This window comes from bacterium (genome assembly GCA_016786595.1).
In the GTDB taxonomy this organism is placed as follows: Bacteria; Bdellovibrionota_C; UBA2361; order SZUA-149; family JAEUWB01; genus JAEUWB01.
The window spans coordinates 115928-128935 of sequence record JAEUWB010000045.1 but is presented as its reverse complement, the minus strand read 5'-3'; the positions used below and the strand labels follow the sequence as shown (position 1 = coordinate 128935).

General features: G+C 44.0%; 12 protein-coding genes. 8 read left to right on the top strand and 4 right to left on the bottom strand.

The genetic code is table 11. The annotated features are described in order from the left end of the window. From JNK13_07075 to mnmE, 6 genes are all read left to right on the top strand, one after another. On the top strand, positions 1 to 2490 hold a 2490-nt coding region (locus JNK13_07075), incomplete at its 5' end, for a hypothetical protein (protein MBL7662498.1). A 292-nt stretch (positions 2491 to 2782) separates the two neighbouring features. After that, positions 2783 to 2944, top strand: coding sequence for a 50S ribosomal protein L34 (gene rpmH, locus JNK13_07070; protein ID MBL7662497.1), 162 nt, complete (start codon positions 2783 to 2785; stop codon positions 2942 to 2944). 6 nt (positions 2945 to 2950) lie between these two features. Continuing rightward, on the top strand, positions 2951 to 3367 hold the full coding sequence (gene rnpA / locus JNK13_07065) for a ribonuclease P protein component (GenBank protein MBL7662496.1): 417 nt from the start codon (positions 2951 to 2953) through the stop codon (positions 3365 to 3367). Positions 3368 to 3381: 14 nt separating this feature from the next. Then, positions 3382 to 3624: a membrane protein insertion efficiency factor YidD gene (locus JNK13_07060; protein MBL7662495.1), complete on the top strand. Its 243-nt coding sequence runs from the start codon at positions 3382 to 3384 to the stop codon at positions 3622 to 3624. Between the two features lie 2 nt (positions 3625 to 3626). Beyond that, entirely contained in the window at positions 3627 to 5357 is a 1731-nt protein-coding gene (gene yidC / locus JNK13_07055) for a membrane protein insertase YidC (GenBank protein ID MBL7662494.1), read from the top strand. A gap of 15 nt (positions 5358 to 5372) precedes the next feature. Next, positions 5373 to 6779 carry a tRNA uridine-5-carboxymethylaminomethyl(34) synthesis GTPase MnmE gene (gene mnmE / locus JNK13_07050; protein MBL7662493.1) on the top strand — a complete coding sequence of 469 codons (1407 nt, stop codon included), beginning with the start codon at positions 5373 to 5375 and terminating at the stop codon, positions 6777 to 6779. A 175-nt stretch (positions 6780 to 6954) separates the two neighbouring features. On the opposite strand, the gene JNK13_07045 is transcribed toward mnmE, so the two are convergent. The 3 genes from JNK13_07045 to JNK13_07035 all read right to left on the bottom strand — a co-directional run bounded on the left by JNK13_07045 (position 6955) and on the right by JNK13_07035 (position 9067). Further along, a complete protein-coding gene (locus tag JNK13_07045) occupies positions 6955 to 7407 on the bottom strand; it encodes a hypothetical protein (GenBank protein ID MBL7662492.1) in 453 nt (150 codons plus the stop codon). 2 nt (positions 7408 to 7409) lie between these two features. Further along, positions 7410 to 7850 (bottom strand): D-tyrosyl-tRNA(Tyr) deacylase, encoded by a 441-nt coding sequence (locus tag JNK13_07040; protein ID MBL7662491.1) that lies wholly within the window; start codon positions 7848 to 7850, stop codon positions 7410 to 7412. A gap of 95 nt (positions 7851 to 7945) precedes the next feature. Next, on the bottom strand, positions 7946 to 9067 hold the full coding sequence (locus tag JNK13_07035; protein ID MBL7662490.1) for a lytic transglycosylase domain-containing protein: 1122 nt from the start codon (positions 9065 to 9067) through the stop codon (positions 7946 to 7948). A gap of 190 nt (positions 9068 to 9257) precedes the next feature. Between JNK13_07035 and mnmG the strand changes: the two genes are divergently transcribed. Together mnmG and rsmG are read left to right on the top strand one after the other, a co-directional pair. Beyond that, complete coding sequence (mnmG, locus tag JNK13_07030) at positions 9258 to 11144, top strand: tRNA uridine-5-carboxymethylaminomethyl(34) synthesis enzyme MnmG (GenBank protein ID MBL7662489.1); 1887 nt, start codon at positions 9258 to 9260, stop codon at positions 11142 to 11144. 14 nt (positions 11145 to 11158) lie between these two features. Further along, on the top strand, positions 11159 to 11863 hold the full coding sequence (gene rsmG / locus JNK13_07025) for a 16S rRNA (guanine(527)-N(7))-methyltransferase RsmG (protein MBL7662488.1): 705 nt from the start codon (positions 11159 to 11161) through the stop codon (positions 11861 to 11863). Between the two features lie 160 nt (positions 11864 to 12023). On the opposite strand, the gene JNK13_07020 is transcribed toward rsmG, so the two are convergent. Beyond that, complete coding sequence (locus JNK13_07020) at positions 12024 to 12998, bottom strand: DUF3187 family protein (protein MBL7662487.1); 975 nt, start codon at positions 12996 to 12998, stop codon at positions 12024 to 12026. Positions 12999 to 13008: the final 10 nt, after the last annotated feature.

Below are 13008 nucleotides of genomic sequence, written 5' to 3'. Positions count from 1 at the left end.
CCAGTTTACACCGTCAGTGGCACTATCACTGGTGACGCTCAGTGTATCTCAGGTGTGACAATTGCAAGCTCAGTACTTGGTAATACAACTACAAATGGTGCGGGTTTCTATCAGTATGTAAATGTTGCTCAGGGAACTACTTATACTGTTACTCCATCTAAAACTGGATGTACTTTCACGCCAACCAATGCTGGCGCAAATAACATTACCGGCAACCAAGTGCATAATTTCACTGGTACTGTAAATAAATACACAGTCAGCGGAACTATCACTGGTGACGCTCAGTGTATCTCAGGTGTGACAATGACCAGTGCTGCCCTTGGCAACACTACGACTAATGGCGCTGGTCAGTACTCATATACAAATATTCCTTACGGAACATCATATACGATTACGCCATCCAAAACCGGATGTACTTTCACTCCGTCAAGCGCAAGTGGCACTGCTACACAAAATAACGTGCATAACTTTGTAGCTTCGCTAGTTAATAATACATACACTGTTTCTGGAACAATCACTGGAGATCCAGAATGTATTGCTGGTGTTTCAATGCAAAGTGCTGCTCTTGGAACAATTCCAACTGACGGCGCTGGGCACTACAACTACCCAAGTGTTGCACCGGGAACGACTTACACAATCACTCCAATCAAAAGTGGCTGTCTGTTCCAACCAACAAGCGTCTCTGATGTAGCAAACACCAATAAAATTCATAACTTTGTTGGTTCACTAACTGTTCCTGATGCACCAATTAATGTTCAAGCCTCAGATGGAACATTTAGAGATTACGTATTTGTCACTTGGGATGCTGCGCAAAATGCAACTTCATACCAAGTTTACCGCTCACAATTCCCAGGTGGTGTTGGTAGTCCAATTGGTGACCCAGTCACAGTGACAACATACCTTGACCGCTCTGCAGTTCCAGGTGTGACATACTACTATTCTGTGGTTGCAATGAATCGCGCTGGGCAAAGCGTCAATAGCAATATTGACCCAGGCTATCGTCTTGGAGATGGAGAATGTGCAGACCAAGGTGGCGATGCGGATGGAGATGGTATCTGCTGCGATCAGGAAATCATTGATGGAACTGATTGTAATGACCCAGGTTCTTTCCAATTGCACTTAAAGAGCCCAGCATACACAAAATATAACACTTTCTTGAAGCAGTTTAACTTCCTAGAGCTAATTGCCAATGGAACAGTTCCAGTAACTGCTCGTGTAGAAGTGTTTGACATCAATGGTAACAAAATCAATGAAACCCAGGTGAATATCCCAGTTGATAACCAGGTTGACGTTGATATCCACACAATGGCAGGACGTATTGATACCTACGGTATTGTCAAAGTAAGCTGGAATGACAGAATCCCTGGCTCAACATTGGTTGGTCGCATGAGTAACTATCGTAAGGACGAAGGCACTGGTGCAAATACCTATTCGTTTGGCTTTGCTAAAGAGCTACGTAATCCAACTCTAGGCAACACCTATTCAATCGGAAACTCCTATGACCCACAAGGCGCTGGCTTTGTAGTGCCAAACTGGACTGAAATCATTAACCTCGACATTATCCCGCGTGATTTCGTTTATAATCTCTACAGCCAATCAGGTCAGATTGTTCAACGTAAGGTTGTAACAGTTCCACCACTTGGTGAAAGAGACATTAACGCTGGACACGAAAATGGACAGGGCGCGTATTTGAGTGAAGTTCAGCCACTTGATGGAGCAACGAAATACTTCGCAAACGTAACTCGTTACGCTTCTAATAATCGAGCCTACGGTGGAGTTAGTAACTTCTTCTTCGCTTTCCCAATCGATTCACGTGCAGGAAACGGAGACCAGCAATTAATGAACACATCTAACCAAACTGGTCAGTGTTGGAGCAATACAAACTGGATTGAAGTGGCAAACGTGCGCGAAATTCCAGTGACTGCAACAGTGAAATTCCGCAGTGCTTCTGGGGTGTTACTTGGACAAGCAAGTCAAGTCTTGCAGCCTCGTGCGCAGTATCACTTTAACGCTAGTTCATTACTACCAAAGGGCGAAGTTGGCTCAGTTGAATTAACTTCAAGTGACCGTGGTTCGCTCGTTGCAACAAGCTCGGTTTACTTCCATGACTGCCAAGTAAATCAAGTGCAAACTGCTTACGCTACACTTGGCCGTCTGCTTGGGCAGAACGTTCAGGCCGGCACATATAATAACTTCTTAGAGATGAAGAACTTATTTAAGGTATCTTGCAGCCCAGGAAATCCAAGTGATTTTAGACTGCAACTGCGTTCGAGTGGGCAGACCTTATTTGACCAAAATATTATTGATTGCCGCACTGCAAGCGCTGTTCAATATAACTTAAGTGATGCAAGCACCTTTGGAACATCGCAAAACACCTATGGAACGGTGAAGCTGCGCACAGCGCAACCACGACGTATTCTTGCCGATGTTGTAAGACTACGTGAAGTAAGTGGTAAGGCTGATTTTGCGATGCCTACACAAATACAATAGTAAGCAATAAAAACCCGTAAAACCGCCTGAAATTATTAATGATTTCAGGCGGTTTTCTTTTTAGGCAAAGTTCAATGCCGGAGGTACGGGGTTACTCTATATGGCAAAATTCCATATAAAATATGGAAAGTCGGTTCCCACCACACTGATAGTATCCTTACGGCATATGTATAAAATGCTGGACTTCTTTAGTAGTTTTCTTGACTCCATATTGAGCAAATGGCAGCCTCTGCCTCTGAATTTTATTCAAAAATAATCTCCGTTATATATATAGAATTTTTCGGATTAACTTATGAAACGTACATATCAACCAAGCAAAAGACGTCGCCTCAAAACCCACGGCTTTAGAAAACGAATGAAAACTAAAGATGGCCAGACAGTGCTTTCGCGTCGACGAGCCAAAGGTCGTAAGCGTTTAACCTCAACTGCTCCAGTAAAAGGTAGAAAGAAATAACGATTCTTGGCCGCAGCTAAAACGACAACAACTAAGACTAGCGACAGAAAGTTTGGACCCGAGCGCAGGCTAAAAAAGCGGCGGGATTTTCTGCAGTTACAAAGTTCGGGGAGAAAACTACGCTCAGAGCATTTTCTTCTTATTTACCAAGATGAACCCAGCGGTAAACAGCGCTTAGGGATTACGATCACAAAGAAAGTCGATAAGCGCGCCACTGCCCGCAATCTACTAAAGCGAAGAATTCGAGAATTCTACAGGAAAAAACGCCCCATCATGAGCAGCTGCATGACCACAATTATTATCGCTCAGGAAGGCGCCTGCACCTTAAGTTACAGGCTAATTGCGCGAGAACTTGGCTATCTGCTGGGGCGTGCGAAAATACTCCCACCGCAGCAAATGCTAAGACAAACAACCAAGGAGTAAGGTCGCAACCAATCATGAGCTATTTTATTAATTTAAGAAAAATCGGATCCAGTGCTTGTCGGCTTTGGCATATCCTAGCCTCACCAAGTTTGTCACTTTTTTTCGGACAGCACTGCCGCTTTGAAAAAAGCTGCGCAATTTATACAGCTGAAGCAATCGAAGCGCATGGCTTACTTCATGGAACGTATCTTGGATTCAGGCGCATCCTCAAATGCAACCCTTGGAGCTCAGTATCTACTGCTGAAAGTAATCAATAGTTATGGAACAAAATAGTAAACGAATTTTTGCGATTTTAATTTGTCTTTGTCTGTTTTTTATCTACAAAACGACAATTTTAGACCCTTACCTCAAATCTAAAATCCAACCCCAAATCCCGCAAAGTCAAACTGGACAAATCGAACCAGCAAGCCAAGGCACGCAACCCGTATCAGCTACTGTAACAAGCTCAGCAACAGCAAATCCAACTGTCGGACAAACCTCAGCTGAAGCTCCAACAACTAAGCACCTCGCCCCAACCGACGGCGAAATCGCCCAAGTAGGATTTATTCGCATTGAAACCGATGACCTAATAGTTACGATTTCAAAACTCGGAGCACGAGTTACCTCTGTTAAATTTAAAAATTACAAAGAAACTGTCCAAAAAAATAGCGCTGATTACGAGGCCGTGTTGCATATCGAAGGGCAAGCTTATCCACTGGGGATTTCTCAGGGAGCAACAGACGATCGCTATGTGCAGTATCTAGCTTCAGAAACAGAGGGCTTTAAGATTTCAGGAAGCGCTGAGAAAAATATTGCCTTTACCGGTAATTTGCCAGACGGGCGGAGCATCACTAAAACGCTGACATTCTTTGGGCTTGGCTATGGGTTTAATTGCAAGGTTCAAACTTCTGCGCCTGACTCTGCGCGAAACCGCACCACGCTTGAATGGACAAAAGCTATTACGCAAGCTTCAAATTCGCTGCTCGACCCATATGACATCACCACATTTAATTGGTTTGACGGGCAAAAGGCCTTTCATAAGAAGGTCAACGAAATTGAAGGTCAAGTATTTAGTCCCGGAAACGTACGCTGGGTTTCAATCTCAAATAAATATTTTGTTTCAACAATCCTCAATCTTGCAAGTGAGCCCACTGAAAGTAATGTTGCTGTAGACAATCATATTCACTCACTGAAGCTCAAGGGCGGGGAGACTGAGGGCAATTTCAAGCTTTGGATTGGGCCTAAAAACTACTCCATTTTGAGTTCAGCAGGTAGTGAATTGCAGCGTAATATTGATTTTGGAAAAGTTGCTTTTCTTTCGGCACCACTACTCTGGCTGCTTAATGCCTTTTATAAACTAGTCGGAAATTATGGCCTGGCGATTATCCTCCTGACAATTCTAGTGAAGTTAGCAAGCTTCCCGTTGAATACTGCCTCGTTTAAACAAATGAAGGCAATGCAAGATATTCAGCCTGAAGTTAAACGCCTGCGCGAAACAGTTAAGGATGCTCGAGCTCAGCAAACGCAGTTGATGGAACTTTATCGTAGCCGTGGCGTCAACCCACTCGGCGGATGTTTCCCAATGTTATTACAGTTTCCAATTTTCATTGGACTTTATTCAGCGCTCTTACTTGGCATTGAACTTAGGCACGCGCCATTTGCACTCTGGATTCAGGATTTGTCGGCACCAGAAAAACTGCATCTAGCAGGTGTTGGTGTGCCGGTGATGGTACTGCTGATGATTGCCTCCATGTTAATTCAACAATGGACCATGCCTTCCAACATGGAGCCTGCACAAAAGAAAGCGATGCTGATCATGCCATTTATTTTTGGCTTTATGTTTGCAAGTTTCCCTGCAGGAGTAACTCTTTACTGGCTGGTTAGTAATATTTTAGCAATTACCCAACAACAAGGTCTACGCTTACATACCCCACAAGTTGCAATGCGCTGGTCCTTGATTGCTTCATTTGCGATTATAGTTGCTGCTACAATTTTTATTAAAATTTCATAGCTATCCAAATTAAATGTGACTAGCATTAATGCTACAATTTTTGCCCCGCTCACGGCCTTAGGTCACGCAGCAATCCACGCAGTGCGCGTCAGCGGACCAGGAGTAAAAGAACTTGTTCTCTCCAATACGCACCGCGCAGAAGAAATTCTAAAAAAGCCCAGAACTTTTGTTTATTCACGTCTCGATAATTTAGCAGGGCAAGTAATTGACTTTGCCATGTGCGCATTCTTTGAGGGGCCAAAATCATACACTGGAGAAGATGTTTGCGAATTTCAAATTCACGGAAGTCCGGTGATTTTAAAAAACCTACTCGATGATTTAAGCCAACGTGGATTACGCTTAGCAGAGCCAGGAGAATTTACACGCCGCGCTTATCTAAATGGTCAGATGGATTTAAGCCAGGCAGAAGCAATCGCCGATTTAATCCATGCCGAATCTGCAGAGCAAGTGCGAGTTGCCCGCGAGCAACTCGAAGGTAAACTTTCAGGTGCAGTTGATAAGGTAGGGGAGCCTTTACGCGACTTACTCTCAGAGATTGAGGCTTTTATTGATTTCCCTGAAGAAGATATTGATCCACAAACACACCTTGCGTGGCAGTCGGCACTTCAAAAAACACAAGCTGAGCTTTTCAACTTAAGCTCAAGTTTTAATCAAGGTAGAATTTTTCGTGAAGGGGCGCGTGTTGTCCTTGCAGGGCTTCCCAATGCAGGAAAGTCTAGCTTGCTCAATGCACTACTCGGGGAAAACCGAGCAATCGTCACCCCCATTCCCGGAACTACCCGCGATACGATTGAAGAGAAAATTTCCCTCCAAGGATTGCTGATCCGCCTTACCGACACTGCTGGAATCGTGCTTGAGCAAACACGGGAGATTGATCCTGTTGAGCAACTGGGCATTGCGCGTTCGCGTGAGCAAATTGAAAAGGCTGATCTTGTATTATTTTTAATCGACTGCGTAGCGCTTAAGCTTCCCGCAGAACTCGCTACAACATTAAAACTCTATCGCCAAGTTACTCAAACAAACAAGTCCGTTTTCGCAGTGTTAACGAAAGTTGATTTACTGAGCGAGATTGAGCAAATTGATGCCCTGCATAAGCTTAAAGAGATTAGCGTTGCAAAAATCTCAACTCTAACTGGGCAGGGAATTAAAGAACTTTGTCAAAGCATTCCTGAGCAATTGCTCCAAGCGCGTCGACAAAATGGGACTGAAGTGATGATTTGCACAGCCAGGCATTTCCAGGCATTAAAATCAGCCGAATCCGCACTAGAGCGAGCAAGGCAGGGGTCGCAAACTAATCTTGCGCCAGAATTAATCTCCTTTGAAGTGCGTGAAGCATTATCGCAACTAGATGAAATCATCGGCGTTACTCACACTGAAGAAATTCTAGGACGGATTTTTTCTAAATTTTGTATTGGCAAATAAAGCCTTGTAAGGTCTGATTAAGTTCGAGGTTGAGCCAAGATCGAGGAACGGGAATTTTTGGGGAACCGACTTTATTTGAAATAAACGAGGTTCAACAACAATCTCCCGTGACGACTTGTCCGCCGCAGTCGGCTAAGCCGCGTAGCCGGAAGAGATTGGCCAAGATCGGACTTAACTAAAATACTCTAGGCAGATACCGCAAATACGTCTTAGGGTAGCGTTTACATAAGAAAAAGGTCTTGGTTTGATGCTGCTGCGTATGGAAGCAATCCCAACGTTCCTTACCGAGTTCAATTAACTTTTTCTCTAGATCAGCGGCACTCGTTGCAAGCGTCTCAAGTTCAAAGACTTTATACTCAAGTGCAAACAATTTCTCGACCTCACCTTCAGCCATGCTTTTAATGTCCTCTGGAGCTGACTTTAATCCTTCAACGACTTTATCTACCTGTTTTACGGCCTGATCTGCAGTAGTCGTCACGGTGTCTGTTACTGTTTTCCCGATCTCTTTTACGGCTTCAAGCTTACCCTTAACTGGCTTGTCACTTTGTTGGGAATTTTTACTCGCTTCATTTGGCTCTTGGCCACAGGCAGTTAGTAAAATTAATATCATTAAAGCAATTTTTTTCATGATTAAAACTCGAGAATGATTGTCACAGGACCATCGTTAATAAGTGCAACTTGCATATACGCGCCGAATTCTCCTCTCTGAACATTGGCAATTCCAGCTTGAACAAGGCATTGATTAAACTTATCAAAATAAACTTGCGCGAGATCTGGCGCTAAAGCCTGAAAAAACTCGGGCCGCCTTCCTTTTGAAGTATCAGCATAAAGCGTAAACTGCGACACCGAGAGCACGGCCGCTTTGAGATCTAAAAGTGAATAATGAAATTTCTGATTCCCGTCAGGAAAAATTCTGAGATTGGCGATCTTATTTGCGGCTTTCTCGAGTAGGGCCTCAGTATCATTGGCGCCAAAACCAACCAAAAGGAGCGCGCCATAGTCAATTTTGGCAAGCTGTTGCTGCTCTACACTAACCGATGAATTTGTAACTCGTTGAAGAATAACGCGCATTTTTGCAGTCTACTTAAATCGCATCTTGTTCTTATAAATTTATTCTGTGCACACAACAAGTGTGTTTCAGTAGGGACTGAGTAGCGCTCAAGTTTTTAAGCTAAATTGTGATGGCTCAAAGGCAAGCTTACTGCAGCCAGATCTTCTGACAGTGCTGCGCCTTGTTTTGCCGCACCAAGAAAGTGCTTACGCCAGCTCGCTGCTCGAGTAAGAATAGTTTGAGCATATTTCTCTACAGACTTAGGGAATTTTTTATCACGATCCAAAGCCGAACTAACGTTTCCAGGTCCCCAGTTATATGCGGCAAGCACATTAAAATGGTCTCCCGAGAATTGTTTTTCCAGCTGCTTAATATATTCAATCCCAAGGGCGATATTGATTCTTTCATCAGTTAAGCGCGGATTAGTATTACGACCAGTTTTAGATTCAAATACCTCACGTGCTGTACCGGGCATAAGTTGCATCAAGCCCGTTGCCCCTTTATGCGATTTAGCCTCAGTTCCAAAGCGGCTTTCTACGGAAATAATTGCTGCTGTGTAAAACGGATCGATTCCGGAACGTAAGCTAATTTCCACAATGTCGCGCGCCAAATCTGGAACATCATGCAATTCTGGGCGATGCACCGCAATTAGCCCGGCAATAAAACTCACTTGTGATTTCAGTGCCGATTCGCGTTTTAGTGCATGAGTTGCAACTTGCATAGCTCGAGCCGATGAGTGCGTGGCAACTTGTGTGCTTGTTGGATTAGCCGCAGAGTTTTGACGATCGATTACTTCCTGAGTGGAGCTGCCCGAGCTACTATTTGAATTAGCAGAGGTAGAATTTTCAATTTGCGGAACAATGGAATTGACGGCAAATGAGCTAACGTCGCTTGTCTCGCTAGGCTTAAGCGCTGCATTTGGCAGTTGTTCATTGGTCTCACTAAGTGGACTTGTCACAGAATCTTGGAAAAAGCCGTGAAAACCCTGAGCGCTTGACTGTCGCGAATCTTGCATAAAGGTGTTAAGTAGTTCACGAGAGATAGCTTCCTCTTGACTGAGGGTAACATGCGATTCCTGAAAATTACTGCCCCGCAAAACAAAGGGACTAAAAGTCACTCCGCAAACAACTCCTGCAAGTAATCCAAAACGCGAAGCTGCGTCTCCCGGCAAAAAAGACCCACTAGGAACAGATCCGTTTAGAATTGCCAGAAAATGTCGAATCAAACCTAAATTCATTGCCTCTCCTTTGCTAGACTAAGTCCAAAAACTGCGAGGCCACAGTTATTAAGATGTTCACTATTCACTAATCGGAGCACCGAGGGAGTTTGCTTCAGTGGAATTATCTAATAATTACGGCTAATTATGGGCTATGAAATAATTTCAAATTATGATACTTAGAGTTCCCACAATAATCGATTAATAAAGTATGAATAATAAATTTGACGTCATTGTTATCGGCGGAGGCCATGCAGGGGTTGAAGCCTGTCTTGTGACTGCACGTCTTGGACTGGAAACTGCGCTAGTCACTCTCAAAAAAAATACTATCGGGCAGATGTCCTGCAATCCAGCGATTGGAGGACTAGGTAAGGGGCAACTTGTAAAAGAAGTCGATGCGCTTTTTGGGGAAATGGGGCTGGCGATTGATGACACTGGCATTCAATTTCGCACTCTGAATGAATCAAAAGGGCCAGCCGTAAGATCCTCACGTGCCCAAGCAGACCGCGACCTCTATCGCGACCGTATTCAGCAAGTAATCTTTAACACCCCCAAGCTGACCGTAATTGAAGCTGCCTGCGCTGAAATAATTTTTGATACAAACAATAAGATCTCAGGAATCACTACTGAGCAAGGCCAAAGCATTAATTGCCAAGCCTTAGTAATCACAACTGGAACATTTCTTGGCGGATTGATGCACACGGGTGAAAAGAAAACTCCTGGTGGCCGGGTCGGTGAAGCTTCAAGCTTGAGCTTGAGTAGTGCTTTAAAATCCCTTGGCTTACGCATGGGTCGTTTAAAGACAGGAACTCCGCCGCGGCTTGATCGTGATTCGATTGATTACTCTAAACTCGAAGAACAACCCGGTGATCAGCCGATTCGCCCATTTTCATTTAGAACTTCTCGAATCAAGCGCGAGCAAATTTCCTGCTGGATTACCCACACCAGTAAAGCCACGCATGACATTATTGCAGCAAGCGTCGAGAGATCTCCACTCTTTAACGGACAAATTAATTCAACTGGACCACGTTACTGTCCTTCAATCGAAGATAAGATTCATCGCTTCCGCGATAAAGAAACGCATCACATTTTCCTTGAGCCGGAAGGATTTACTTCAAAGATTGTCTATCCCAATGGAATTTCAACAAGCTTACCGATTGACGTGCAGGAAGCATTTGTACGCAGCATTCCCGGGTTAGAGCAGGTTAAATTTCTAGAATACGGCTACGCCGTCGAGTATGATTATGTCGACCCGACAGAATTAGATCACACCTTAAAAGTTAAAGCGGCAACTGGTCTTTACCTTGCAGGTCAAATCAATGGCACAACTGGCTATGAAGAAGCTGCCGCCCAAGGATTAATGGCAGGGATTAATGCTGCGCTGTATGTCAAACAACAAACCAGTTTAGTGCTGAGTCGCAGTGAAGCCTACATTGGGGTGATGATTGATGATTTAGTAACGAAAGGCGCAATCGAACCTTACCGCATGTTTACTTCACGTGCCGAATATCGCTTACATTTGCGTGAAGATAATGCTGATAGCCGCCTGACTCCCTTAGCCAAAAATCTTGGCCTTGTCGGAGATCAGCAATGGCGAGACTTTGAAGCCAAACAAACTCGCATTACAACCGAGCGGGCGCGTTTAGAAAATTCTTTCTTAAAACCTTCAAGCACTACTCAAGCCTGGTTAAAATCTAAAAATAGTGCTGAACTTTTAGATCGTATTTCTCTGGCGGGACTATTGCGCCGTCCTGAGATTAGCTACCGCGACCTTGAAAATCTCTTGCCTGCAGCTGAAGCTTTAGACGACCTTGAAGCACTGCGAGTTGAAACGGAAATTAAGTTTGCAGGCTATTTAAAGCGCCAAGAGTTAGATGTTGAGAAGTTAAAATATTTAGAGAATGTAAAGATCCCTGAACATTTTTCATATACAGCCGTGCCCGGATTGAGTATGGAAATCCGCGACCGCCTGGAAACAATTCGCCCTGAAACACTGGGCCAAGCTTCTCGTGTTTATGGGGTTACGCCCGCCGCAGTCTCTTTATTAAGTGTGCTTGTCAAACGTGGGCAAAACAACACTGCCACACGAATTGATTAATATGGCTGCTTGACATGACCAAAGTAAATCAAGCTATCCACACAGGTCTTGAGGTTTTAAGGCAGGAGCTAAATCCGAAGCACCCCGAATTTGAAGCAAGCGTGATTGAATGTCTAACTCAATATCTTGCGCTACTTTCGGAGTGGAATCCAAAGGTTGATTTAGTTGCACCGAATACAACTTCATATTGGATTGAGCACCATTTACTTGATTCAGCTGCGGCTGGAATCATTCTCGAGAGAGAGTTTGGGACTGCTGCATCAGTGCTAGATATTGGTTCCGGCGCCGGACTTCCTGGGTTAATTATCGCAATCTTAAATCCAAAACGTCGCGTAATCCTTGTAGAGCCACGTGCCAAGCGCGTGAGTTTTCTTAAGGAAGCCCGGCGTGTTTTAGCTTTAGCGCAGCTTGAGGTAGTTGAAAAACGACTAGAAGACTTGGGGCAAGAGTTTCGAGGAATCGACCTGGCTATTCACCGTGCACTCAAGCTTGATCAAAGTGCCTTGAAAGCACTTAAAGAAATTCTCGTTCCAAGTGGCAAATTACTTTCGATGGAATCAGAAACCCAAGCATCACCCGTTGACGCTCCAGTCGTGACATCCCTTGTAGCAAAAACCACCCACGTCTATACACTCCCGTCCGGAATTAGAAGACGCATTAGCGTTCAGCAGAGAATGTCGCCGACCAGCTCAGATACTGGATTCTGTAAAAACCTATAAAATATAGACGCGTGTTCACCAGGGCTTGATGGCCATTTGTAGTGCATCTACTCGAAATAATATTGATGCACAAAGAGTATCTCACGTTACAAGGTAATTCTAGAGCGTTTTAAGATTTGCGTAGTTAAAAATCGCTTTTCAAGCGATCCCGAGAGCAGTTCTATAATTTATAGTTTAAACCAAGGCTAAACGTAACATCCGTAGTGCCACGTCTTGGAGCTGGATTTTCGCGTAAGATCAAATCTAGACTTATTGAATCGCTGAACACGTAACGAAATCCTGTATCTAGATAAGTCCCGTAGTCGGGAAAGTATTTAATATTCTCACTAAGCGCAGAGTGAAACATAATCTGAACGGCGAAGTAAAGTTTGTCGGTGAGGGGATACGAACTTGACAAAAACGCCTCGTAGAGCATTTCAGGAAAAATCAGCTCATAGCTTTTTTGATCAGTAAAATAACGTGCTGATACCCCAGATGAAAATTTAAATTCTTCAAAATCAAAATCATAGAGTGCCCCAACGCCAAGGTCAATTCCGGTGTTACCAAGATAACCGCCCTGAAGCGGAAAGGCCGTAGAAAATACAAAACTTAAACTCTGACTTGCAGGATATTTAAATGCCACCTCAGGTAGTCCTAAACGTGCGCCTCCTGGACTCAGCGAAAACGTATCGCCTTCATTGGTTTCCCCAAAGAATTCAAAACCACCATCTAAGATTTGGTCTCGATTTCCTCGTGGAAGTCCAAAAGTCTTATGCCAATCATCAATTAGCGGGTCAAGCTGACCAGAACCAAGCCAAACTAACGGAAGAAAAAAACTAAGCTCTAAATTTTGGCTTAAGCCATACTTGAAATATAAATCTAAAATACGCGACTCGGCATCAATCAGAAAAGTACCTTGCTGGTGCAGTGACAAAGTATTGGACCAACTCCACAATGCTGAGAGTTGCTGGGAATCAGCCGCAATTAATTGTGCAGTGTCAGCCCGAAATGAGCTGTGCATTAAAGCGAGCGGGTAATTATTGCGCAGTGGCATAACTACACGGTCTTGCCCGCAGGCAATCGAAGTATATAGACAAGATAAAACAAATAGCGCTTTAAAGCGTATTGCTCTCAGCAAAAAAATCTTTGCTAACATCAGAAACTAT

Coding starts and splice junctions, on each gene's coding strand:
- rpmH (MBL7662497.1), top strand. CDS start 2,783: ATGAAACGTACATATCAACCAAGCAAAAGACGTCGCCTCAAAACCCAC.
- JNK13_07060 (MBL7662495.1), top strand. CDS start 3,382: ATGAGCTATTTTATTAATTTAAGAAAAATCGGATCCAGTGCTTGTCGG.
- yidC (MBL7662494.1), top strand. CDS start 3,627: ATGGAACAAAATAGTAAACGAATTTTTGCGATTTTAATTTGTCTTTGT.
- JNK13_07045 (MBL7662492.1), bottom strand. CDS start 7,407: ATGAAAAAAATTGCTTTAATGATATTAATTTTACTAACTGCCTGTGGC.
- JNK13_07040 (MBL7662491.1), bottom strand. CDS start 7,850: ATGCGCGTTATTCTTCAACGAGTTACAAATTCATCGGTTAGTGTAGAG.
- JNK13_07035 (MBL7662490.1), bottom strand. CDS start 9,067: ATGAATTTAGGTTTGATTCGACATTTTCTGGCAATTCTAAACGGATCT.
- mnmG (MBL7662489.1), top strand. CDS start 9,258: ATGAATAATAAATTTGACGTCATTGTTATCGGCGGAGGCCATGCAGGG.
- rsmG (MBL7662488.1), top strand. CDS start 11,159: ATGACCAAAGTAAATCAAGCTATCCACACAGGTCTTGAGGTTTTAAGG.
- JNK13_07020 (MBL7662487.1), bottom strand. CDS start 12,998: ATGTTAGCAAAGATTTTTTTGCTGAGAGCAATACGCTTTAAAGCGCTA.